This is a genomic window from Candidatus Kapaibacterium sp. (assembly GCA_023957315.1).
Classification (GTDB): Bacteria; Bacteroidota; Ignavibacteria; order Kapaibacteriales; family UBA2268; genus PGYU01.
Map to the genome: position 1 here is coordinate 1 of JAMLHE010000017.1, position 26,311 is coordinate 26,311.

18 protein-coding genes are annotated in these 26,311 nt (G+C 38.5%); 9 read left to right on the forward strand and 9 right to left on the reverse strand.

Going from position 1 to position 26,311, the window contains the following annotated elements; translation table 11 throughout:
* The coding region (locus M9949_13355) for a GEVED domain-containing protein (GenBank protein ID MCO5252388.1) at positions 1-843 on the reverse strand (843 nt) is incomplete at its 3' end.
* 417 nt (positions 844-1,260) lie between these two features.
* Here M9949_13355 and M9949_13360 point away from each other — a divergent pair.
* Positions 1,261-1,650 carry a DUF302 domain-containing protein gene (locus tag M9949_13360; protein MCO5252389.1) on the forward strand — a complete coding sequence of 130 codons (390 nt, stop codon included), beginning with the start codon at positions 1,261-1,263 and terminating at the stop codon, positions 1,648-1,650.
* Positions 1,651-1,730: 80 nt separating this feature from the next.
* Here M9949_13360 and rplI read toward each other — a convergent pair whose 3' ends face one another.
* Positions 1,731-2,180, reverse strand: coding sequence for a 50S ribosomal protein L9 (gene rplI / locus M9949_13365; GenBank protein MCO5252390.1), 450 nt, complete (start codon positions 2,178-2,180; stop codon positions 1,731-1,733).
* Between the two features lie 26 nt (positions 2,181-2,206).
* The gene (gene rpsF / locus M9949_13370) at positions 2,207-2,686 is read right to left on the reverse strand and encodes a 30S ribosomal protein S6 (GenBank protein MCO5252391.1); all 480 of its coding nucleotides are present in this window, start codon (positions 2,684-2,686) and stop codon (positions 2,207-2,209) included.
* Positions 2,687-2,934: 248 nt separating this feature from the next.
* Between rpsF and M9949_13375 the strand changes: the two genes are divergently transcribed.
* A complete protein-coding gene (locus tag M9949_13375; protein ID MCO5252392.1) occupies positions 2,935-4,458 on the forward strand; it encodes a S1 RNA-binding domain-containing protein in 1,524 nt (507 codons plus the stop codon).
* Positions 4,459-4,578: 120 nt separating this feature from the next.
* A complete protein-coding gene (locus M9949_13380) occupies positions 4,579-5,331 on the forward strand; it encodes a hypothetical protein (protein MCO5252393.1) in 753 nt (250 codons plus the stop codon).
* Here M9949_13380 and M9949_13385 read toward each other — a convergent pair whose 3' ends face one another.
* The 5 genes from M9949_13385 to M9949_13405 all read right to left on the reverse strand — a co-directional run bounded on the left by M9949_13385 (position 5,332) and on the right by M9949_13405 (position 18,219).
* Entirely contained in the window at positions 5,332-5,979 is a 648-nt protein-coding gene (locus M9949_13385) for a hypothetical protein (GenBank protein ID MCO5252394.1), read from the reverse strand.
* Complete coding sequence (locus M9949_13390; GenBank protein ID MCO5252395.1) at positions 5,976-6,599, reverse strand: hypothetical protein; 624 nt, start codon at positions 6,597-6,599, stop codon at positions 5,976-5,978. The genes M9949_13385 and M9949_13390 overlap by 4 nt, the downstream gene beginning before the upstream one ends.
* Positions 6,600-6,709: 110 nt before the next feature.
* On the reverse strand, positions 6,710-8,698 hold the full coding sequence (locus tag M9949_13395; GenBank protein ID MCO5252396.1) for a hypothetical protein: 1,989 nt from the start codon (positions 8,696-8,698) through the stop codon (positions 6,710-6,712).
* Positions 8,695-12,234 (reverse strand): T9SS type A sorting domain-containing protein, encoded by a 3,540-nt coding sequence (locus tag M9949_13400; GenBank protein ID MCO5252397.1) that lies wholly within the window; start codon positions 12,232-12,234, stop codon positions 8,695-8,697. The genes M9949_13395 and M9949_13400 overlap by 4 nt, the downstream gene beginning before the upstream one ends.
* Before the next feature lie 243 nt (positions 12,235-12,477).
* The gene (locus tag M9949_13405; protein ID MCO5252398.1) at positions 12,478-18,219 is read right to left on the reverse strand and encodes a GEVED domain-containing protein; all 5,742 of its coding nucleotides are present in this window, start codon (positions 18,217-18,219) and stop codon (positions 12,478-12,480) included.
* Positions 18,220-18,399: 180 nt separating this feature from the next.
* Here M9949_13405 and M9949_13410 point away from each other — a divergent pair, with 180 nt between their 5' ends.
* Positions 18,400-19,650 (forward strand): hypothetical protein, encoded by a 1,251-nt coding sequence (locus M9949_13410; protein ID MCO5252399.1) that lies wholly within the window; start codon positions 18,400-18,402, stop codon positions 19,648-19,650.
* On the opposite strand, the gene M9949_13415 is transcribed toward M9949_13410, so the two are convergent.
* A complete protein-coding gene (locus M9949_13415; protein MCO5252400.1) occupies positions 19,643-21,013 on the reverse strand; it encodes an LptF/LptG family permease in 1,371 nt (456 codons plus the stop codon). The two genes, M9949_13410 and M9949_13415, sit on opposite strands and share 8 nt — an antisense overlap.
* Before the next feature lie 176 nt (positions 21,014-21,189).
* On the opposite strand from M9949_13415, the gene secG reads away from it, so the two are divergent.
* The 5 genes from secG to M9949_13440 all read left to right on the forward strand — a co-directional run bounded on the left by secG (position 21,190) and on the right by M9949_13440 (position 26,309).
* The gene (gene secG, locus M9949_13420) at positions 21,190-21,567 is read left to right on the forward strand and encodes a preprotein translocase subunit SecG (protein MCO5252401.1); all 378 of its coding nucleotides are present in this window, start codon (positions 21,190-21,192) and stop codon (positions 21,565-21,567) included.
* 143 nt (positions 21,568-21,710) lie between these two features.
* Positions 21,711-24,026 (forward strand): DUF4040 domain-containing protein, encoded by a 2,316-nt coding sequence (locus M9949_13425; GenBank protein ID MCO5252402.1) that lies wholly within the window; start codon positions 21,711-21,713, stop codon positions 24,024-24,026.
* Complete coding sequence (locus M9949_13430) at positions 24,023-24,439, forward strand: Na+/H+ antiporter subunit B (GenBank protein MCO5252403.1); 417 nt, start codon at positions 24,023-24,025, stop codon at positions 24,437-24,439. Before M9949_13425 ends, M9949_13430 begins: the two co-directional genes overlap by 4 nt.
* On the forward strand, positions 24,436-24,789 hold the full coding sequence (locus M9949_13435) for a Na+/H+ antiporter subunit C (GenBank protein ID MCO5252404.1): 354 nt from the start codon (positions 24,436-24,438) through the stop codon (positions 24,787-24,789). The genes M9949_13430 and M9949_13435 overlap by 4 nt, the downstream gene beginning before the upstream one ends.
* The gene (locus M9949_13440; GenBank protein MCO5252405.1) at positions 24,789-26,309 is read left to right on the forward strand and encodes a Na+/H+ antiporter subunit D; all 1,521 of its coding nucleotides are present in this window, start codon (positions 24,789-24,791) and stop codon (positions 26,307-26,309) included. The genes M9949_13435 and M9949_13440 overlap by 1 nt, the downstream gene beginning before the upstream one ends.
* Positions 26,310-26,311 lie beyond the last annotated feature (2 nt).

Genomic DNA, 26,311 nt, shown 5'->3' on the forward strand with positions numbered 1-26,311 from the left:
AGGGAATGTTGATTTGAATGGCAAAGCGAAGTCAATCAAATAATCTTCAATTTCGCCCTGATTATATCCGTACCAATGGTTTGGACCAACCCATGAATAGAGGTATGCATAACCATTCCAGCAAGCATTTGCAGCTTGTCCGAAGTTAGAACCAATTACTGTAGGGTACCAATAACCAGTCATGATTCTCATACGAGTGACACCTGTTTTTTGGTCGTCAGGTATTGTTATTTGATAAGTTTCCCAATAATTTAGTTTGCAAGGACCATAAAATCTCCAATCATTTGTAGCACCGATTTTTTTTGTTAAACCGCTTGCAATTCTGGTTGGATGATTAATCCATTCATTTGGGTCATCCCAGTCGCCATCAATGTTGAAATCAATAAAGACTCTATGGGTACGCCAAGCGTTTGCCCAAGAATAAATACAATAATCGGTTGTACCATAGCCATAGTAGTTCCAATCAACGCGATAAGCAATGTTATAAGTTTCACCGGGTTGCATTTCGCCTTTTACTCCGGTATAAACATAACATCCTTCCCAATGTCCCCATACATATTGACCATCGGAAACACGATGTAATACTACTTCATCAGTATTGCTATTTGATACCTTGACCTCTTTGATAGGCATAGTAAAGTAATACATATAGTTTGAACCCCACGATTGCGATTTTATGTAGCTGGGGTAGCACCACATGTCGGGATTCCAATTTGCAGGAACTTGTGATGTATTCGGGATACAGTATGTTGTAGGCCCGTCATCATCCTGCGCCTGTGCCATGTTCAAAGCCGTGAACATTAAAGCGGCTATGAAAAACATGGTAAATAATTTCTTAAACATAGGAAACTCCTTATATAAATAAACAAAAATAAATTTTTGAACCATTCTAATAGTTATAACAATATTTTTTGAAAAATGTTACAGTAAAATTAATAAATTTGTATAGAAAATATAATTTCTATAATTCGATGCAATATAAGAACAAATATAAATAAAAATTTTTAGATTACAATAGTTTCTTATAAATTTTTATTCAGCCTGATATAATCTACTATAATGAATCATTCGTTCAGTTCTAAGCAATCGTCTTTCATTAATAATTATTCATCAATATTCTTTATATTTTGTAATATGAATATATTTACATTATATATATTAATAAATTTTAATCATAATTACTTTGATTCAAGTCCAAATTACACTATATTGGTACAATCATTTCGTTAGATTATTAAACTAATAACAATGGAAATTGAAATGGAAAAGTACTATTTTTCGAAAATTCTCAATTGCTCATTCGATGAAGCAATTGAAAAAGTGAAGCATGAGCTATCACAGTTTGGGTTTGGAGTTTTAATGGAAATTGATGTCCAAGATACATTGAAGAAAAAACTTGATGTGGACTTCCGAAAGTACAGAATTCTGGGTGCCTGCCATCCACCATCGGCATATAAAGCATTTTTGGCAGAGGATAAGATTGGTACGATGCTACCGTGCAACATTGTAGTTCAAGAATTGGAATCCGACAAAATCGAGGTTGCCGCAATAGACCCAATTGCATCAATGATGGCAGTAGAAAATGAAAAGCTCGGAGAAGTAGCTAAAAGTGTAGCTAACGATTTGAAAGAAATTATTGGAAGACTATAATGCCGGATGTAACAAAAAAAAGGGGCAATTGCCCCTTTTTTTATACATTATATATACAGATGATGTATAATCGTAAATGTTTATTCTTCCTCGCTGATTACCCAAACTTTGATAGTCGCGATAACTTCGGGATGAAGTTTGACTTTGGCATCGAAAACACCAAGAGTTTTGATAGCATCTTCGATTATGATAACCCTACGGTCTATTTCATGTCCGAGTAAGCTTAGTTCTTGTGCAATCATAGCCGGAGTAACAGAACCGTACAATTTGCCTTCTTCACCGACTTTCATAGCGATACTAACTTGAACGTCAGAAATTTGGTTAGCCAATTTTTCGGCAATTACTTTTTCGTGTTCGAGCTTTTTGGCGCGTTGTTTTTTCTCAACTTCTAACCTTTTGACAGCTGAATCAGTTGCGAAATATGCAAAGCTGCGAGGAATCAGATAATTACGAGCATAGCCGTCCTTGACGCTAACAATTTCGCCCATTTTGCCCAAATTATAGATGTCTTGTCTTAATATTATTCTCATTTTATATAGCCTTCGTTTATTTTTTCTTACTCTTGTTCGGTGACTTTTTCAACTGCAGGTGCAGCAGGTGCGTCAGCTTGCTTGTTGTACCTTCCTCTTCCTCTTTCATTAGGAGTGGTTACAGTTTCTTCTTTGATTGGTTCTTCCGGGCTTTCGAGCACGATAGCTTTGCCACTAACTAAAGCACGTTGTCTGCGGAATTCACGCAACTTTTCGGGCAATAGCAAGGTTAGATGGCGTAGAACTGTATCTTCGAGCACGAGAAAACGTTCAAAGATAGGTACATTCGTAGGAATCGAGCTGAATACCACATGAATATATAAGCCGTTGTACTTCTTGTTAATTGGGTAGGCAAGACGCTTGCGTCCCCACTTATTAACTTCGAGTACCTCACCGCCATGGTTTTCGATATAGCCGGAGATTTTGCTGACTACTGTATCGAGGTCAGCGTCTTCTAAAGCGGCATTTAATATGATTGTAGATTCGTAAATACGGCGCAAATTCATTAAAATACTCCTACTATAAACAATTTTTTTTCATAATTTTCTATGTAGTTATAACATAGAATGTCAAAAGTATCATTTTTTATCGAATTGACAAAATCAAATTGAAAATATTTTTGATTTTTTTGCAAATTTATGATAATTTTTTTGTTTACTTATGTAGTAATTTCATATTTATACTTATCTTTGTATTCTATTTTAAGTAAATTTTTAGAATTCAAGCGTTTTTCGTAAATTTTTAGGTGCCGAGAATGACTTCTGAGGAAATCACAAACAAAGTTGATGAAACTAATCAACAAATTACTGATGTAATAAACAAACCCGAAACCACAATTGTGGCAGAGGATAATGAATCCAAATCAGATGATGTAAAAACAGAAGTAGTTGCAGAGCCAACTACTGAATCTGAAGAAACCCCAACTGAACCGGTTGAAACAGCTACCGATAAAGTTCCGGAGCCTTCTGTTGTTGATGAGTCAACTCAACCTCCTGATATCAAAGTCTCCGACGACCACGCCAAAGAGAAAGAGAACGAAGAACAATTCAATGCTGTCTTTGAAAAGTTGAAAGCTATCAAAGAAAGTAATTCTACTATTACAGTCAATGTGGCAGAAAGAATTCGTGGCGGTCTGAGGGTATTCCATCAAGACGTACCCATGTTTTTACCTGCTTCGCAAATTTCGTCTAAACGCAGCCCGAGCGAAGATGAGTTAAAAGAATTCATAGGCAAAGATATCGACGTTCATGTCCACGAATTGCAAGAAGACACCACCAAAAGAAAGACAGTAATAGTCAGTAGGAAGCAATTATTAGAAAGTGATTTCTGGGAAAATCTAAAAGTTGGGCAAACTGTCGAAGGTCCTGTATCTTCAATAGCATCATTTGGTATATTTATTGACCTTGGCGGATACGAAGGCTTGATACATGTTTCGAGATTATCTCAATCACATGTAGAAAATCCTAAGACATATGCCAAAAAAGGTGATGTACTTAAAGCAAAAGTTGTTGCTTTTGATGAAGAAAAGAAGCGGATTTCGCTCAGTACAAAGGAATTGGAAGATTCTCCATGGATTGATATCAATTCTAAATTAGCGGTGAATGCCAAAGTAAAAGGTATAGTAAGACGTTTGACAGATTTTGGTGCTTATGTTGAAATCATGAAAGGAATTGACGGGCTTTTGCGTACAAATGAAATTAGTTGGACAAAAAGAGTCGCTAATCCTGCCGATGCATTAAATATTGGTGACGAAATCGAAGTTCTCATTTTGCAAATTAATGAAGAAAAACGTGCTTTGACTCTCAGTTTGAAACGTTTGTCCGAAAATCCTTGGACAGCTTATGCGGAAAAATATACTACCGACTCTATTCACAACAGTAGTGTCAAAGAAATCGTCAATCACGGAATGGTAGTCAATATAAATAATGAAATTGACGGGTTTATGCCGCGTAGCCGAATGAAAGGCTATCTTAAAGGAAACAAAATTCCGTTTAATGTGGGTGACCCATTTGAAATTAAAGTTCTCAGCCTTGATACTTCGAAAGAATCATTGATTGTTACTCCTGCTGTGGAAATAACGGTAGAGGAAACTACAGAAAGAACCGATAGATCTGAAAGACCACCTCGTAAAAAGTCTGACAGAGACGATAGGAAACCAAGAAGAAGCCGCGAAGAAGATAAATATAAAGAAATGCCAAGCAACGACGGTGCATTTTCATTCGGCGATATGCTATCTGACGAAAACAAAAAGTTGCTTTTCAACAAAATTGATAAATAATTTATAATATTTGTAATATTAGACCGATATTGATTAATAAGCAATATCGGTTTTTTTTATCTTTGTATATGTTATTGCGAACATTTTTAAAAACGTTTTTCCGATGAAAATGAGGTTGTTTTGTTTAAAATTTTAATATTCGTTATTTTGATATTTTTACTGTCAGCGTATATAGCAAATTCGCAAAGCAGTAGTGATGAAAAAAAACCTGAAACAATCCTGAAGATTCAGCCGCCGAAATCTCCTTTGGAGACGATGCAAGAAGGCGACAGCAAAGATGAAAATCAAAAACTGCCAACATCAAAGGATAGCTTCTCGCCTGAGCAAGATAGTGCTTTTTTTGCGGCAATGAGACTATCACTACCAATTCGGACTTTGCTCAACCAAAATTTGAAATATTCCGACGATTTGTGGAATTTTGAGAGAAGTGTTTCGCAAGGAACTCCATGGCAAATTGCTATCGAAAATTTACGCAGCATTCCTCCTGAATTTTACAGAGCAGACCCGGTCGAAATGGTTAACAGGCAATATGCCATCGAGCAATCAATGCATGTACCATTCATAAATAACCATTTAAGAACCGGTTCGAAGTTTACCTTTGAATCCATTGGGAAGTTTTTCGGTCTGATTGAAGATACTTCTACAGAAATCAAGTACAATTTAGACTTTTCTACTAATGTGGAAGTTGTGATTTATTCAATCAGTTCAGTTGTCGTAGCAACATTATATAATGGCAATCAGATGCCCGGTTCGTACAAACTGACTTGGAATGGAAGGGATGAATTTGGCAAACTGATGCCACCGGGAGATTATATTGCCGAAGTGCGAATCGGAAATGAAAGATACATAAGGAAAAGAATCATAATTCGCTAATCAAAATCCACCGAATTTAATCGTCATAGTCGCAGTCAGACCGTTCAAATCGCTCCCTTGCAGATGGACAGTTTTGCCCTCGCTTTCGAGATTTTTGGGCTTGTAATCAAGTCCGGGGATAAATCTATAACCAACTCCAATAATCAACCTGTAAAAAGGTTTAAAATACATATTAAGATTTAATTGGGGTTCAACAATGAAAAAACCTTTTTTTTCGAGTTTATACTCCGGATTGTAAGAATGTACTTCGTTATCAACTGTAACTGTTGCAATCGTTGGTCTGAAATTCATATTTCCGTATCCGGCAGAAATGGTAAGCGATGGGAAGTATTCCTTCTCCGGTGAAAGAATCGCGTAATCAAATTCCAAAGCGATATAGTTCATTGCTAAGACCGGAAATTTATCAATTTGGCTATCAATGACATCGGAGCTATAAGAATTGAAGCTAATAGCATTTACCGATATGCCCGTATAAATTCTCGGTGAAAAATTTAAGCCCAAATTGCTGCCACCAATAACAGAGAAATTATTTGCTAATAATGTCGGCTTAAAGATGATTCCAAAATTCACATGTGGGTATGCAAAAGATGTCACCGGCAGAATACAAGTGGCAATTAGAGCAAATAATATGCTTTTGATAATTTTCAAAATGCTACCAATATGAAATTTAAACGATAAACCACACTGCTCAAGTCTTGTTTTGAGAAATCCCCAATATCGGGTCCTGTACTCATTCTCCAACCTACTGAGCCACCAAGTGAAATTTTGTGGGTAATAGGAATTTCCAATCCAAGTGCTGTTTCGCCAATCAAAAACCACTGAACATTGAGATTGCCAGCAACATCAATGTTTCTGCTATAGCCATAAGATGCGTATGCCAATCCGCCTGAAACTGATATATACGGATAAAAGCCTTCAATCAAATTCAAATAAAATGTGGGGCTTAAACTTACGTATGACAATCGCAGATGCTCCGATTTTTCACCATCAACCACATAAATATTGGTTGACAATAAGGAATACCATTCCATAGCAAGTTTAACATTCCGATTGAAATATACTCCCAAATCGAATCCTAATTCTATACCATATTCAGATTTCATGGGGGAGGCTTTGCCACCTAATGCTACCGCAAATCTGGGAGCATTGGGGTCCTTTTGCTGCTCTTGAGATTCGTTATCTTCCCATTTCCCGCCGGGCAACAGTTGAGCATTGGCGGCTATCGCAAATAGGAAAAACAATACAATATAAAGTGAGTTACGTAACATGAATCTTCTGATAATGAACAATACAACACAAACTTATATTATTACGAACAAATCAGCAATCTAACTTACGAATAATATATATTTTCATCTTTCGGTAGCTGACGCTCGATTTACTCATCAATCCGAACAATGACTGTACGGCTCAAAATTCTGCCGTATGGTGTATCGGTAGAAAATGTAATGGGTGAATCGTAATCTACAGTAAGTTGTTGGGGCTTGACTCCTATCAGCCTGACGGCGCTTTCGCCGCGTTTACGAGCTAAAACGTTGTTATATTCCGGAGTTCCCAAATCATCAGTCAGCGGATACAATGTGATTGATTTCCCTTCGGCTATCTTGGATTTGATATACTTCAGAGCTGTATTATCAATTGCAAAAAAGTCCGATTTGTCGAATTCGGAATAAGCCAAAACGAAATAGCTGAATTGGGAAAGTTGCGATGAAGCATTGATATAAATATTATTCGCAGTTTCTTCGTGCTTCAGATACAATTGTATTTTAGTTTCTGCTGTTTGTTTTTCTTCATTTTCTATTTTGGCTGTCGCAGTTAAAGTTTTCAATCGTGATGACTCGTTGACGAAAATTGAAGAATTCAGCAATAGCTCGTTTTGACCGTTTTTCAGTTTGGTCGGATTAGCACCTTCAATACTCGAAGACCCCTCGAAATAAGTAATTTCTGATTCTGATTCGACAAAAGTTTGCAAAAAGACGACTTTGTTGGTATTGTGGAGTAATTGCATCGATTCGATATTGTGTTGAATAAGACTTTCGACACCGTCAATCTCGAAAATCACTTTGCGAGTTTCGTCAATTAACTCGGTATAATTGAAGTCATTGCCCTTAAGAATTTCATTCTTGAGTATAATCCTTTCCGATGCGATTCCTTTGGCAATGAGTTGAGATTTGATGCTTTCCCCGCGTAAGGCAATAATATCCGCTTCATCATCACCGCTGATAGATTTAATAGTCAATATTTTGCCGGGTTCAGCTTTCAGTTGTTCTGACAAAATATCAGCATACTTAACAGCGAAATCATTTTGCGAAAGAATATTGAAAAAAGCTCTTTCGTCCGATTCCGGTACAGATTGCATTTGAATGCTTCTTTCATTCGGCTTAGTAGCACCCTTTTCAAAAAAGAGCACAGGCAGATAATTCAAATAATAGATGTAATTATCCCTTTTGATAAATGCTGTGAGTGTATCGCCTGAGCTAATCTCACGCCCTTCGTATAGTCCACGTATCGCAATGACAGGAGCTTCCGGTGCTTTTGGAGCAATAGGCATCTTAGGTTCATCAGCAGGAATTACAACCGGACGTGGTAATTCGGGTTTCGCAATATTATAACGGAAAGTGACGCCGGCTCGTAAAGTGGAAATCTTCCAATCGTAATCTGAAATTACATTAGTCAGGCCATATGTATATTGTAAATCTGCAAGAACGTCAAGATTGCCCAAGTTCGCTACTTTATACGATGTGCCGAGAGCTAATCCCAGATAAAGAGGGTTCGCATCGGGCAAATCACCGGAAAATTCTTGGCGGATAGGTAAGCCGTTCTCGAAATTAATTCCTTTAGGACTTGCGATTTCTTCCCTTTGATTAAAACTTTTCCCCAACACAATGCCAAATACAAAACCAATACGGAACTCGAGTGGGATAAAATCCTGTTTGGAAATCTGGAAAAAATGTTCCGTCAGAATTGAAGAATAAGCGACGTCGAGTTTATGGTCAACCCAAACATTTTCGTAAGTATCTAAATGAAGCAGATTGCCAATATTTTCTTCAACATTATAATTTCCCGATAAATTAGCATAATTCAATCTCAAGACATATTTTGATGTGTATGATTCAATCAATTTGTCGAATCTATATTCTCCTCCGACGTACAAACTATAACCAAAATTCGTTGCACTTTCAAATTTGGTGCAACAATTCGGGATGCCCGGCAATTGTGCAAAATCAGATGAATGCGAGTTCAATCCCGCTCCAAATCCGCCAAAAATAGAATAATTTGTATATTGGGTTTGCGACAATGTATTGTTATTTGTTACTATAACAAGTGTTAATATTATAATCAAGAGCAATCTGATTCTGTATGTCATCGTGATATTATTAGTGATTGTGTAGAAATTATATTGTTAGAAAGAATTCTGATAGTATATAGACCGGAAGAAATCGGACTGACGTCAAAATTGACAGAATTTAAACCTTCCGAAACAGAGATTGCTGCTATACGGTTGACAACATTGCCCATGAAATCAGCTATTTCAATATCGGCATTACCACTAAAGTTTGCGTCAAAATCTAACTGAATCAGATTATTTGCCGGATTGGGGTTGACCGACACGTTTGATAAATAATCGTAGGAACGAATAATTCTACGGTCTTCGCATAATCCGATGATAATCAATTTGCCGTTTTCAGTTTCAATTCGAGATGTTGATGCACCAAAGAATGGTTTTCCGCTTGTAAATACCAAATCGGAATTGTCAGTTTCGGCAATCCCTGCCACCCCTTTAACCACGCCGAGAATACCGAAAGTTGGGAAATCACCGTCAATACGGAACCCTATCGTCCTGATATTACCTTCAATTGTATTTCTTGTCAGAATGGCATCTCCCCACTCAGATTTCACTTCCAAAGGTAAAAACAGTCCGGCATGAACTTCAAATTCTCCTTCGAAGGTACGAATGCCCTTATAAGATTCTTGTTCGGTTATCGATACTGTAATTGGGATTTCGACATCATTATCTGTGGCTTCAACTTCAACTACGGGTAAGCTTAAGATTACCGATGAAGTGTATGGTCCGAGCGGAATAAATTTTTGAATCAAACATGGATTGGCATCAATGATTAATGAAGCGTTGCCGGCAACGTCGGTAAGCTTGATAATTTCGATAATAGCTGTCTCGTCAGGCTTCAATGTAAATGGAGTCTGGGTTAGAACTTGGAATAATCCGGCAGGCACGACGTCGAAACCATCGAATACAATATCAGTTTTGCCCACATTATGCAAACGCAATTCACGAGTATTAATTTCAGGAATGAAAAGCAATCGGTTGTGGCTCGTCTCGATAAAACTACCGATTCCAATGCCGCTAACTTCATTAATAATTTTGATTTTATTTTGATTAGAATGATAAACTGCAATATCTGCTTCACGCAAACCCAATTCCAAAGGAGTAAATTTTATCTTTGCAAAGTAGGAACCACCCGGTGGAATTAGAGTATCTTTGATGAAAGTCTCATCTTTGAATTCCTTATTAGCAATTGGTTCGGTTGTCGAAAAATTCACAAGAAGTGGTACCGGGTCATCATTGCGAATCAATTCACGCTGATAAATTACCGTATCTCCAATACAAACTTCGCCCATCTCGAAAGGCTTATTGAAATAAGTCACATTCCTCGGGTACGAATAAGTGGAAAATGGAATTCTTATGTATGTATTGCATGTTTTGAAAACTAATTCAGTTTTGATAATTCCGGTATCTATCGGATTGAAGTTCACAACTATTTCAAGACATTGACCGGGATACAAAGTATCAAAGACCCAATCAGTGGCTAATTTCAAATTTTGATCGTTAGCAAAAAAACCTTCAGATAAGATAATCATCACATCTGTCGGGTTGCAAATTTGAGTAATCACATGTTGATTTTCAGTTCCAAGATATGCATAAGGGATTCTGACTGTATCATCGGTAAGTACTTGTTTGCGAATAATCATATTTCCTGTAATAAATTCCTCAGGATAAGTAAAAACTCTGTACATCAAATTATCGCGAGAGGTTGCCGTAGAAGCGAGCGAATGACCGTTCGGAGCAATTTGCATATCAGTCATTACATCAAAATGTCCGAAAAGAGTTTCGGCTTTCTTGGATTGAGTCAAATCGTAAAATGCTATTTGTTTGTCTTGAGTGGAGCCCACAATCAAGGACGTTGAAGTAGGATTGAAATAGATTCTAATCGGGTCGCCAATTGAAGGTCCATAAACTTTAGCAATTTCTTTTGTAGCCAAATCAATCACAAAAATATCTGTTTTCAAACCGTTACCGTCTGATTTATTGCCCAAACCAATCAACCTTCCGTCCGGAGACATGGAAATCGCCACCGAATTGAGGAAATAATCAAAACTAATTTCATCAATAACGTTGTAGTTGCTCAATTCCACTATTTTGATTTGATTATTGAATAACAGGGCAATACCTGTCCCATCAGCATTAAAAGCGAAATCCATCAAAGGTGCATCAAATTTTACAGAACGTAAGAAAGAACCGTCTATCGAAGAATAGAGGAGCATTTCAGTTCCTGTCAATGGTAAGGCAGCAATTATATCATAAGTCTTATTAGTGATGATTTTTTTTGAAATGAAATCCGCCGGGAGTTGAATTTTTCGAAATGCCGATTGCTCTCCTATTTTGAAAAATGCCAAGCTATCCCGACGCTGAATGAACGGAATACTCCACGAACGATAACCAACTATATATTCGTTTTTAGTATTATTATATACAAGTCCGAATGAAAAGTACTGTTGACTTTCATTTGCTTCGCCAAGATACGCTCTATTCATTATCGTTGGTTGCCCGGGTTGAGTCAAATCCCAAGTTAGCAATTTGCCCGTAATATTAGACGAAGTCAGTTTTGTGCCTTCAGTATCATATCCAACACTGAAAATAGTACGTAAATCTTCGCTTAATAAGTATTCATCAGCTTGTTTGAAATTTTGCTTAATTCTTAATCTCAATCTTTCAGTTTCAATATCAGGAACAGTCCATAGATATTCGTTCCCAATGACATTGTCAATAGTTGTCCAAGTAAAGCCATCATTAGTGGTGTATGATATTTCTGTCGGCAAATTTACGGAATGCCCCTTCCATCGTATAAACACAGTTTGGCACGGAGTGAATTTCGACCCATCAGGTGGTTCGGTCAACTCTATTAAAGTTTTACCATCAAGTTTGAATGAATTGCCGTACAAGGGTAAATGCTTTTTCAAACCTCCCTGATAATGAACGGTCATAACGTCATGATAATATCTATTTTCTTTAGGTTCAAAATAAATATTAACCCAATATGAGGAGCCTGACATAACAAGCCTTGGCGGTTCTGAGTGATCCGGGTCTGAATCAGAACCCAACCACTTTAATCTAAATATATCGGTGTTTGTAGTAATTGAATCTAATTTCATTCTGATTGGTCTTTTATTTTCGTCAAGAAGTGAAAACCTTACACGAACTTGTTTCGGAATTGAATTTCCCGGCTGGACAAGGCTCCAGTATCCTTCCTTGACATCACGAATCTGAATTGAATTTTCGTCAGTAATTATGACATTATGTAGTAATTTCAGGACTCCAAAGAGTAATCCCTGAACCACCTTAGAATCAATTTTCACCATTAATGTGGAAAAAATCAGAGTATCGTCAGGGTCAGATTTTTTTGTGTACCATTTTACTTCTTGCCAGCCATTGATGAGAGGGCTTACCGCTTCCGGAATTATTGCGAAAGCACCTTCGGAAATAAAAACATCTTCTAATTTTACTTCTACAGGTTGCCCCGCATTCAGAACTCTAAAATTAGCTTTAAAATATGGATATTCCGATACATCAATATTTTCTGATTGGGCTTTAAGTTGAATTTGCAACTGATACTGCCCATTTGATTGGGACACAATGCAAAACATGAATAATAGAAGCAATGTTAATTTGGACATGACAGAAAATATTTATGGAACACTATTTTTCTAATTGTTAAAAGACGTCTTGAATCTTTAATTAGTTACATATTTTTCAATAATTATTTTCGTCAATTTTAATTGCTTTAACCAACAAAAAAAAGCCCTTGGCGTTATGCCAAGGGCTTAATTGCTTTATTTAAGCGTGTGTGATTATTTCACGATTGTCACAGGTGTTGTCAAGTGGATGTTGCCACTTTGCAATACCAATGTGTAAGTACCACTTGAATAGTTGCCTACACTTATGTCCAATGTGTGGTCACCACTGCTTTGGGTGCCATCAAATAAGACTGCTACTTCTTTGCCGCTTGCATCGAACATCGAGATTCGTACTGAACCGCTTTCGCTCATTCTGTAGTTTACTTTTGTTTCGTTGCTTACAGGGTTCGGACTTGCGTTTCCTAACCATGCTGCGCCGCTTAAGCCTGTCATTGTTACGATTTGTTCACCGCTGTAACTATGACTGCCGTCTCTGTCTAATGTCTTCAAACGATAGCTGTATGTGTTGCCATAGCTTACTTTGTTGTCAACTACAGGTCCGTAATGTTTGATTACACTACTGTTGCCCGCTGCCGACATTTCATCTATTTTCACATAGTTGCTTGTGCCTGTGCTGTTTACATCGGCTCTTTCGACTTCGAAGCGTGCTGTGTTTTGTTCACTTGCCGTTGACCAGTTTACATCTACTCTTGAACCTACTTGGCGAGCGTTGAAGCTCAATAAGTCAACGGGGATGATGATACCGCCGTTGCCCGTTGCATAGTCAAATGCGCCGCGTAATGCTTTCTCGATATCGCCAAAATGTCTCCAGTCTAAGCCTAAGTATATGACATTGCTTGTCAAGCTTGAGCTTGTGACGCCTGCGATTCTCGCTATGTCGGGCCATTCGTCATTTTGTACTTTGTTGTATCTGAACGCCATTTGTGATAGCCCGTCGCCGGTTTCGACGATATTCATCAATGCCGGTTGTGGGAACATGTCACCTTCGACGTTTGTGCTTAATACATCAAATATCAAGTTTCTGCCGATGGCTACCCCGGTCATTGTCTGACCTGAATAGTTTTGACCTACTCCTAATGGATTGCCCGGGAAACGATATTCGGCACGTAAGATGTTGCGGACAAATACTTCGTCGGCATCTTCTACGTTTGTGTTTTCGCGTACCATTTCTTGGCTACCGATGATTAAGTTGCTCTTTTCGCTTACGGTACCGTTCATTGCAAAGTCGGTCAAGTTTAGTTTTTCTAATCTTGTCAATGCTTTGTCGTGTCCGTCTGACCATAGTAATGTACGATATTTGCGATAGTCAACACTTCTTGGTTCCCAGCCTGCGCGTTGGAATACGTCATAGTCATAACGTCCGTCTGCTAATTCGATTTCCCAATCCAACAATTCCATACCTTTGTCTAAAGCTTGCTTGTTTAAGCCCGATGCCAAGGCATCTGTGCTTAATTCCATTTCGTTCACATTTACATAGTTTTGTGAGCTTACTAAGACTTTGATTGGGCTGCGACGTAAGTAGAATCTTACGGTCTTGCTTACCATGTTGTTACCGTTTTGTTCGTCGGCATCCATTGTGATGTCTATTCTGTATCTTGGCGTTACGTTTGGTTCCATGCCAATGAATTGGCTTGGGATTGTGTAACCGTCACCGCGTAAATCATTGTAAGTACTTGGTACCCAGTCGGTTCCGATTCCGTCGGCTAAGTTGAAACTGATTTCGAGGTTTTCGGTTGATTCGATATCTACGACGGCTTCAATGTTGCTGTGTTCTAAAATGTATGTCCCACTTGGGCTTTCTCTGTAAATTGACGCATAGATTTTCTTGTCGTTTACTTGCAAGCTGCCGCTGTTTCTTACTATGGCTTTGACTTCAACCGGAGCTTCTGTCATTATATATTCGGCATCCGAGAAGGTCCCTTCGGTTGCACGATAGTTGCCCGGCGAGGTGATTACCAATGTTTCGGTGTCACGGTTGAATAAGGTGCCGTTGAATTCAATTGCCCCTAAGTCAAAGCGTGAACCGGCGATACCACGGATGTTGCCATATACGTCACGTCCGTATTCCGGCAATACATCTCCACGTTTTGATAATACTGAACCTTTGACGGTTGGCTTGATTCTCAATTTCTGTGGGTTGCTGCCTTCGTAGTAGTGGTCGTTCACAAAGTTGCCGCTTGATATGGAGTTTAACTCATTTCCGCTTGCCATTTGCCATTGTTCCAATTCTACGTATTCGTTACGGTCGCCGTATTCGATGATGCGGTTTTTAGCGTTTGTATATACATGACGGTATATCGTTGCATTGCTGCTGCCTACCCAATATGCGTTACGGTCAGCGTCCATTCCGGTTACTTGGTATGGATATGCGCCTTGATAGAACATTGTGCTTGATACCATGTTTGTACCGCTGATGCTGTTGTCAGAGATTGCGATTGCGTTGTTTATGACTTTCGCTGCATTGGCTTGTTGTACTGCCAAACCGGCTATGTTCCCAAGGTTGGTGATGCCGTCTTCGCCTAAGATTACCGTGTTGTTCGCTATCATCAAGTCACGTATCAAATAGTCGCTGTGACGTGGTGTAAGCATTCGCATGTTCATGTCTGTTACTGTATGGTTGCGTTCTGTCAATGCATGTACACCCGCACGTGTCGCTTCTTGGCGGCCCGCATTGATGTTCCACATTGCATTGTTTACGGCTACCAAATCATCTGTCTCTTGGGGGAATAAACGGAATTCTGCTCCTAATTGGTATTTGTTCGCATTTTGTTCTATTAAGATACCGTAAACGCGGTTGTTACCTTTCACATTACTTATGCTGTTGCCGTCTATGGTCAAATGTTTGTTGTTGTAACCCAACAAGTCTGCACTTGAGTTTCCACCCGCGATAATACCTGCGGTGATGGTGCCCGGTCCGTTTACATTATAGATTGTGTTGTTCTTGACTGAACTTGATTCTTCATGTCCTACTACTACGCCTGCACCTGCCAAGTTGTACAACTTGTTGTTCTCGATTTTCGTGTTCATGTTATAGAATGGTAAGAAGTCGGAGATGGCTGGTACGCGTAATGGACCGATACCGTAAGATACGATACCATAACCGAAGCCGCTGATGTCGTTGTTAATGAATGAATTGTTCATGTTTACGATTGTATCGAATGCCAATACATATTCTTCAGTTGATAAACCTTGGACTTTGCCACGATTTACTATACCTGCTGAATAACCGCGGGCACCTGTTTCTGTCATTTCTTCATCAGGGGTGAAAATGAAACCGTCAACTATACTGAAGTGAACATTGGGCAAATGAACGCTGTTCTTGATTGCAGGTGTGTTGTTTTCCATTATGATATTTTTTACAGTAATGTTTTGTGAACCAGCATTCAAATAGAATACTGCTCCAAAAGCATCTGTTGTCGTATTCAAGACAAATTTAAGCGCTTGATTGTTGCCACCGTCAAATGTGATATAACCACCACTATTCGAGAAATCGATGTAGTAGTCACGTCCGAAGGATTCTTGTTGGATTGCATATGGATTGGTACTTAGTTCTGATTGACCTAAGAATACACCTTGACCGTTTGTCGAGAATAACTTCACTATGACTGAACCACGTGTTACGGCTTTCGCTGCGGATGGTTTGAATGTCAAAGTTCTGTATTCCCCGGTTTCGGCATTGTAGCCTAAGCCCATGATGGAGGTTGATAAATCCCATGCCGGTGCATAATCGTGTCTTGCTTCTACTTCATATACGTCATCGGTTAATTCAAAGGCTATCGAACCCGACAAGCCACGTAAGAACAAGGCATCCATTGCTTCGTCTATGGTCTTGAAATTGTTGATACTGTTTTGGTTCTTCATACCGATTGTGTATGTACCTTGCAAACCGCCTGTTACGTAGAAGATGATATAGATTTCATTGTCTTCTTCGACTTGGTCGTCAGGATGATTTACTGTCAGTGTGGCTCTATAAGTACCCGGTTTTGTGATGACCATTGGATTGAAACGGACTGACTTAATATTGTAACGTCCCGATGGTATATCTTGGACTATTATGTTTTGTTCCAATACTTTGATGCCGCTCGGCTCTTCTGTGATTACAAGTCGTGTCGGGGCATCGGTGATGTCGCCTACTCCCATATTCCGTAATTCCACCATTGGGGAGAAAGGTCTGCCCGCTATGATTTCGCTGCCGGCGGAAGGGACGTTAATTGCATAGGCTTGGGCTTGTATTTCATCACGTATTGCGAAGAAATACGGTTCTACTGCATCTGCGCGACGGAAACAGTCGTTATATGGTTCCATGTCGGTTGAACTTTTCAAATCTACACATAGTACAGCTCTGTATTCATCAGGAATTGATGATTTGAATATTCCAAAATCTAATGGCACTTTTTGTTTTGCCAATACCAAGAAATCTCCAAAGTTTGTTGTATCCCATTCACGCTTGTATTCTGCAACCATTACATTCTTCGAATTATATATTCTCAAATAAGCATCAAATTTTGCTACAGGGCGAAGACCTACGTTTTGGACTACACCTTGAACTTGGATTTCTAAGCCTCTCGGATAGATATGAAATCTCGGTGGTCCGTTGGATAATGGACTTGTAATGTCTTGTGACGCCATGTCCCATTCCCATGATACTGTAAAGTTTTTCCTCATCTCTTTGTATTCTTGACCTACGCCGGGTTTTCTAATTCCGAGTACTAATTGGTACTCGCCACCGCTATTGTGGCGGAATGTGAATGTACCGTTCTTTGCAGATGGTCCGCGAGCTGCTAAGATATTATAAATTGTGTTTGAGCCTAATACATCCGTACCTACATTTATATCTATTGTGCCGTTAAGTGGGTCTAAGCCTTCATAAATGACATCTTGGTCGGGTAATGGACCAACTATTTTGTAACGCAAAGTTGTTCCCGGCGCTTGTGGTGAACCGAATTCTACCATCGTACGTGGGAATGTCATCATCTCGCCTTCGTGCATTCTTGTTGTTCCGTTATAATCTTGACCGGCTAACAATATGTCGTAAGGTGGTTTTGTGTCAGGGAATGTTGATTTGAATGGCAAAGCGAAGTCAATCAAATAATCTTCAATTTCACCATAGTTATATCCATACCATGCATCAGGACCAACCCATGAATAGAGGTATGCATAGCCGTTCCAGCATGCATTTGCAGCTTGTCCGAAGTTAGAACCCAAAGTATAAGGGTAAGAATAAGAAGTCATTATTCTCATGCGAGTAACACCTGTTTTTTGGTCGTCAGGTATTGTTATTTGATAAGTTTGCCATTTATTTAAATGGCAAGTTGTATTCGTTCTTCTCCAATCCCATGTATCGCCGATTTTTTTAGTCAAACCGCTTGCAATTCTTGTTGGGCTGTTAATCCATTCATTTGGGTCATTCCAGTCGCCGTCAATATTGAAATCAATAAAGACACGACTGGTATAAGTCATCCATGACCAGCCGAAATTGCAATAGTCAGTTCCAAAATAACTCATGTAGTTATAGTCGGCGCGATATGCAATGTTATAAGTTTCACCGGGTTGCATTTCGCCTTTTACTCCGGTATAAATATAACATCCTTCCCAAGGTCCCCATAAATTGGTTCCATCAGAAAGGCGATGTAATACGACTTCCTCTGTATTAGAGTTGGTTACTTTAACTTCCTTAATAGGTATAGTAAAGTAATAATCATAATATGAACCCCACGATTGCGATTTTATGTAGCTTGGGTAGCACCATAAATCCGGCGTCCAATTCTGGGGTACTTGCGAAGCATTCGGGATACAATAATTTGTAGGTCCGTTGTCATCCTGCGCCTGTGCCATGTTCAAAGCCGTGAACATTAAAGCGGCTATGAAAAACATGGTAAATAATTTCTTAAACATAGGAAACTCCTGTATTTTTGTTAAACATGAAAATAAAAATTGCTCATTTTCTTATTATATAACAATAAAAATACAAGAATGTTACATAGAAATATAAATTTATTTTCATTATTTTACATTTTTTTGCAATCATTTTTCTGTTACTTTGAAATTAAATTTTAATGCTTGGAGGATTTATTCATGATAAAAATTATCAAAATTGGTGGCATATCACTCAGCAATGCTGTCCTATACAACGAATTGAAAGATTTATTGCGGCGTGACAATGAAATATATTTCATCGTAATATCGGCGCTGAAGAATGTGTCTTCATTGCTCAAACAAGCCGCCAAATCTGCCGAAAATGGAAATAAAATTTTATTTTCAGAGATAGTAAACGAAGTTTTTTCGATTCATAACGATTTTATTGAAAGAAATTTGGAGGGAAAAGTGGCGAACTTTTCCCAAATATTGTCCGAATCGAAAGAAAATCTAATGAAATCTCTCAAAAGTGTCTATCTGACAGGTTATCTGAGCAACCGTACTTTAGATAGTATTCTATCGCAAGGCGAACTCCTTCTCTTAGAAATATTAAAAATTGATTTGGCGGATAATACTAATGTTGAAGTCATAGACTCGAGGTCGATAATCAAGACTGACAGCAATTACAATTGTGCTAAACCACTACAAGATGAGACTAATCAAGCTATTAAACAACTCAATACAGCTTCGGATGCCAAGCATCACATTACTCAAGGATTTGTAGCATCCGATTTGCAAGGTAATACTACCACTATGGGATTTGAGAGTTCTAATCTAACGGCGTTGTTGATTGGTCAAGCTCTTGGGAGCAAGGAAATACGGATTATTACTGACGTGCCTGGGATTTGCGTAGCAGACCCGAAAATTTTTCCGGACGTGAAAGTTATTGAAGAGATAAGCTACGACAATGCTTATATTGCAGCCAAATACGGTCTGAAATTATTCTATGCACCAATGATTGAATCATCTGATAAGACCGATACTTCCATTATATATAGTAATAAAATCAATCATTTGAATGAATTCACTAAAATTGTTAGAGCTGCAGAATGTAAGAAATCATTGATTATTGTCAGAGAAGTAATCAGGATACAGACTGAAGTTGATTTATCTAAGGCATTGTACTCATCAGCAGCGTTGATAATTACAGATAATATGAGCAATTCAATTTATATGGACAAAAGAAATATGCATATTATGGAAGGAAAATCATTAATAAATTTTAATACAAACTGTTTGATTACAGTGCTATTTTCTGAACAAAGTTTAATCTTAAATCAGGCATTGAAATTTTTTACAAACAATGAGGAATTCAAATTAGTAATCGCCAATAGCGATGTACTTCACATCGTAAGCGATATGGAAAGTGGAATGGAGTTCTGTAAAGTGATATTGCCGATGATTAGCTGATTTGTTTCTTTTTCTTGGGAAATGTAAATAGTTTCCAAGACTCACGACTTACCTTCAAAGTCAGGTATAGTCCGAAAAGCCCTATAATGAAATTTCCTGCCCACATGCTAATGAATGGGTCTAAATGCCCACGGTCGGCTAATTTTTCACCACCGATAAGCAATGCCCAGTAAATGACGTAAAAAGCAAGGCTCATGCCTGCACTCAGCCCAAAATTCCCGCCCTTAGTAATGACACCGAGAGGCGCCCCAACCAAAACGAAAATGAAACAAGCAAATGGAATTGCATATTTTTTGTGGATTTCAACTTCGTATTGGAGCGATTTGCTCAGAAAAAATTCAGCTTGGTTAATATCTGCTTGAATACTCGAATATTGAATATTTGCATTTTGAATCACCCGAGTAATGACGCCAATTCGATTTGTATCAATCATGACACTATCGGGTATAGTTTGAGCAGTTTGCTGCATACTGCCAATGACTCTTTTTACACCTTGGGATTCATCAACAAATATTTTTTCAGCTTTTTCGATAGGAACCTTTTTTCTATTAGCGGAGAACAAAGCAATCCCGCCTTTCAAAACGGAATCTATCCGCCCAATGATAGCGTTGCGATTAGTACGAGCGCTGTCAACAATTTGTTGCATGTCTGAAATTCGCATTTCGCGGTCACCACGGGAGCCCATTTCGAGTTGCGAACGTTCAAATGCAAAGCCATGTGCCGGGATACCAATTTCATATGTGCCGAAATTTATAACCCTATAATCTGTAACCAAACCAATGTTCATGCGGTGGATTTCGCCGTCAAATAGTGTGACAATCAAATTTGAATAACTATCATCGAATTTTATAGTTCCACTGTCAGAAGAAATAATGTTGCGTTCTTGAAATCTGCGGACGTCATAAATTGTTACACCATGCAAATTACCACTTGCCGAATCAACTTGACGTGCGAGAATTGTATATCCGTCCAATTGAGTTGAAAATCTTCCTGATTCGATGCTGAAAGTAGGTTTCTTGCGAGTGATGTCACTCATTAGCAATTTAGCTTTGAGATTTGAGTCCGGCAAAACTTCGTCATTAAACCAAAAAAGTGCATAAGATAACAACAATCCACCAATCAATACCGGCGCCATCATCCGAAATACACTGCCACCACTTGCTTTGACAATTGTAATTTCTTGGTTTGCCGCCATCGAACCGAATGCCATCAATGAACTGAACAATACGCCCATAGGCAAAGCAAGAATAACCATCCAAGCCAAATTCAGTACAATCAAATGAACAATCACCCACTCACTCAGCCCTTTGCCTACTAACTTTGACAAGTAATTCATGATGAATTGCATAAGGTAGATAAACATAACGGTAGAAAACCCAAATAGCAGTGGTGCAATATGGGTACGCAAAATATATCTGTCAATCAAAGTCATGAGGGATTGACGAATATAATTTATATAAGTTTGATAAAAATCATTTTTGTGATTTAAAACTATTGTGTTATATTTGTAGTTCTATATTTGAAAATTAGGGTAAAACTATGTTTACAGTATTAGCTATCGTAATGATTATACTTTCGGTGTTGCTTATTTTAGTGGTGTTATTGCAACCCGGCAAAGGCGATATGATTACCGGAATGGGTGGTCTGGGCGGAACTTTTTCTTCTATGTTGGGTTCGCGTCGTACCTTGGACTTGCTTTCGAAAATTACTGTCGGATTAGCAGCTTCAATTTTTGTTTTAGCTCTCATGACCAACAAATTTTTCGTTGGTTCGGCAGATGAAATGACTAGACCTGTTACCGAAGGTGTTGCTGTTCCTCAGACTGTTCCAAGCACCCCTGTTCAACCGGCTTTGCCATTGCCTGAGCAACCTAAAGAAGCTCAACCTGAGCAACCACAGAAAGAAGAAAACAAGTAATCATTTACCTGATAAAAATATTTCGAGGCTTCTCATTTTTTTGAGAAGCCTTGTTTTGTTTAGTCTAAATTGGTTTCAACATTCAAGCTAATTTTAGATTTTAATCGTTACAATATCTTTATAATTCGAAAAAATGAGGTTTGATGTTATTTTTTTCCGTATTGTCGGGCATAATAGTGGCTTGTTTGGTTCCATTTTTGTTTAAACTCGGCAGAAAACCGGCGAGTATAATCATATCATTGGTGCCTTTGAGTTTGTTTTTGTATTATCTTTTTAATTTCGGGATAACCGATAATTTGGGATATAGCGAATCAATTGATTTTTTCCCGGCTTTGGGTGTGAACTTAAATTTTGTTATGGATTCCTATGCTTTGATTTTCGCACTGATTATCACGGGTATTGGGACAGCTGTTTTCTTCTATTCATCTTATTACCTTGCCGAGCATCCCTATTTAGACAGATTCTACATTTACATTTCGATTTTCATGGCTTCGATGCTTGGAATAGTAACTTCCGACAATATGGTCATCATGTTCATATTCTGGGAATTAACTTCCATAAGCTCGTTCTTGCTTATCGGGTTCAAACATCGAGAGGAAAAATCCCGTTATTCGGCATGGCAGGCATTGCTTGTTACCGGAAGTGGAGCATTAGCTCTATTAGCCGGGATATTATTATTATATGTAATAACCGGCAAGATGAATTTCTCTGAAATTAACGCTATGCCGGGAATTATCCAATCTTCCACCCTATTTCTACCTGCAATGTTCCTTGTACTCGGTGGTGCATTTACAAAATCGGCACAGATGCCATTCCATTTTTGGTTGCCAAATGCAATGGAAGCCCCGACTCCCGTTAGTGCATACTTACATTCTGCGACTATGGTCAAAGCGGGCATATACTTGATGGCCCGGATTAATCCCGCTTTCCAGGGAGCAATCGAATGGGAAACAACATTAACGATTTTTGGTGGCATTACCATGCTTTTTGCGGCATATATGGCATTGAAACAAAGTGATTTGAAACGGATTTTAGCATATACTACTCTTAGTGTGTTGGGAACTCTGACATTGCTGATTGGCATCGGGACGCCGTTGGCAATGCAGGCAATGCTTGTATATTTGATTGCTCATGCACTTTACAAAGGTACATTATTTTTGGTGGCAGGAGCAATTGACCATGGTACAGGAACCAGAAACATTGATGAAATCGGAGGTTTGCGAAAATTCATGCCAATAACGGCAGTAGCAGCGACATTAGCAGCACTATCGATGGCTGGAGTAATACCTTTATTCGGTTTCATAGGCAAAGAATTGCTTTATGGAGCAGCATTGGAACACAGTCTTTTTGAGTATGCAACATTTGGTGCAGTTTTCTTAACGGCATTATTCGGTGTAGTAGCTGCCGGAATGAGTGGAATATTCCCATTTTTCGGTCAAGCAAAATACCCCAATTCCCAACCACACGAAGCTTCATTTACAATGTATTCCGGCTATGCCATTACTGCGTTTCTCGGATTACTTATAGGTTTGCTCCCGATGATTGTTTCCGGCAATGTAACGAAAGCGGTTTCTGACATTTACTACAATTTACCGCTTGCAGACAGTTCGTCAATGTATTTATCTTTGTGGCATGGCTTCAATTTAGTTCTATTTCTGAGTTTGGGCACATTGGCTTTGGGTATCGTGATATTAATATTTAGGAGAAAGCTATTCAATTTCATCAGAAAAATCAATCTCCCCGGATACCTCTTGCCATCCAAAGCATATGATACGTCAATGTCAATTTTGATTGCATCGGCAAGATTTACAACAAAAGTACTCCAAAATGGATATTTACGAAATTATATAACATTGATATTGCTTACACTATTGGTTCTAACCTCCTACTCATTATTTACATTTAGTGATTTGAGTGTTATCAGCTTGTATCACCCTGTTACTATATATGAAATCATTATTGCAGTAATTATTTCGATTTCTGCGGTTTTGGTTATCAAATCATCAGGAAGATTACAAGCCGTAGCAGCATTAGGAGTGGTTGGGATTTTCGTTGCTGTGGTTTTTTCGATTTATGGAGCTCCGGATTTGGCTATGACACAATATTCGATTGAAACACTTACAGTGATATTATTTGTACTTGTGATTTACAAACTCCCTAAGTTTTTGGATTATTCAAAATTCAGCCACAGAATGCAGGACTTTTTCCTCGCTTCGGCAGTCGGCTTAACCATGACAATACTAATATTAATGGTAACAGCTAATGAAATGCCAACTGAATTTAAAGATTATTATGGGCAGACTTCATACATATTAGGCAAAGGACGTAATATTGTGAATGTAATCCTTGTTGATTACAGAGCATTGGATACTTTTGGCGAAATTGTTGTTCTTTCTTTGGCAGCATTAGGAGTCTTTGCATTGTTGAAATTGAAAAAAGATGACGGAGGCTCCGAATGAAATCTATAATTTTACAGACAGCTACGCGATATTTATTGCCGATGCTGTTGCTATTTTCATTCTTTTTGCTCTTCCGAGGGCATAATTCTCCCGGTGGTGGCTTTGTCGGCGGATTAGTAGCATCAGCTGCTTACGCATTGTATTCAATCGCATTCGGAGTGGAAGAAGCTAAGAAATTATTGCGAGTTGAGCCGGTATATTTGATTGCGACAGGTCTAACGTTTGCATTGTTTTCCGGAATGATTGCCTTTTTCAGTTATGATACTTTCATGACTGCCAAATGGAGCGATTTGAATTTTCCGCTTTTCGGTAAATTGGGCAGCCCACTACTTTTTGATTTGGGAGTTTATATTGTCGTGATTGGGATTACACTCAAAATATTATTCACGATATCGGAGGAGGTCAAACCATGACGCTACTTTTAGCTATTGTGACAGGCATTTTATTTACAGCAGGATTTTACTTATTGCTGCGCCGAAGTTTGGTGAAAGTGATTTTCGGCTTGATGTTTTTGGGTCATGCTGCCAATTTGCTGATTTTCAATATTGGGCGTTTGACCAAAGGTGCTCCGGCATTCATATTGGAAGGCAATCAAACGGCAGTTGAGCCATATGCAGAACCAATACCACAAGCATTGATATTAACGGCAATCGTAATAGGTTTTGGTGTCCAAGCATTTGCAATTGTTTTGTTCAAAAAAGCATATCAAATGATTGGCAGCGATGATATTAATAGTTTGAAATCAACCGACAGGATAGCCTAATGACTACATTCGACATTGAACTGTTAGTTTTGTTGCCAATATTATTGCCATTGGCTTTTGCCATATTGATGTTATTCGCATGGAAAAATTTACAATTCCAGCGAATATTGAATGTAGTGGCAGGAAGTACGAGTTTCATCGTTGCAATAATTTTGTTTTCCACGATTTATGTCAACGGAATTCAGGTCGTTGCTGTTGGTGGGTGGAAAGTGCCATATGGAATTGTACTCGTAGCCGATAATTTTTCGGCTATAATGATTCTAATGTCCGGGCTGATGGGCTTTGCGGTAGCATTTTATTCGATAGTGACAGTTGACACAAAAAACGAGCAGCATTTTTACTATCCATTGCTTCAAATTTTATTAATGGGCGTAAACGGTGCTTTCTTGACGGGCGACATGTTCAATCTCTACGTTTGGTTCGAAGTGATGCTCATTTCATCATTCGTTTTGTTGGCTCTCGGTGGCAAGCAAGAGCAATTGGAAGGTGCTGTAAAATACGTAACACTGAACTTAGTGTCATCAATGATATTTCTTTCTGCGGTAGGCATTTTGTATGGTTTGACGGGCACTTTGAATATGGCTGATTTGGCTGTAAAGGTTCAGTTAGTAGAAAATGAAGGGTTAGTGACTGTAGTGGCAATGATGTTTTTGGTTTCTTTCGGAATCAAGTCAGCCGTGTTTCCTTTGTTTTCGTGGTTGCCGGCATCATATCATACTCCACCGGTTGCAGTTTCGGCATTATTTGCCGGATTGCTTACAAAAGTGGGCGTATATACAATGTATAGAGTATTCACTTTGATATTTGATATTAATAATGAATTTATCGGAACTGTGATTTTGATAATCGCAGGGTTTACAATGGTAACAGGGGTGCTTGGAGCAGCTGCACAAAATGATTTCAGGCGAATATTATCGTTTCATATCGTGAGCCAAGTGGGTTATATGGTAATGGCGCTGGGCTTGATGACAGCATTTTCCTTTGCAGCAGGAATTTTCTATATAGTTTATCATATTATCACAAAGACAAATTTATTTTTTATAAGCGGTATAGTGGAGCGAATTAAAGGAACATATAATTTAGATACTTTAGGAGGGCTATTCAAAAAATATCCGTCCGTGAGTCTCTTGTTTTTAATCTCGGCATTTACTTTGTCAGGAATACCGCCCTTTGCCGGATTCTGGGCTAAATATACGGTGGCTCTGGCGGGATTCAGAATTGAGCAATACCTTATCGTTGGAGTATCATTATTTGTCGGGTTGCTAACATTGTATTCGATGACAAAGATTTGGAATTTCGCCTTTTGGCAAGATGAGAAACAAGAAAGCGAAGTGGAAAGAGAATTTTACAAAATTCCAATTAATCGTAAATATATGCTTTATTCGCCGTCGATTTTTATGACCGTAGTGATTTTACTGCTCAGTCTGTTTGCCGGTTCGGCATTTGATTTTGCGGTGCTAACAGGCGAACAGCTTGCAAATCCACAACATTATATTAATGCAGTATTGGGAGTCAGATAATA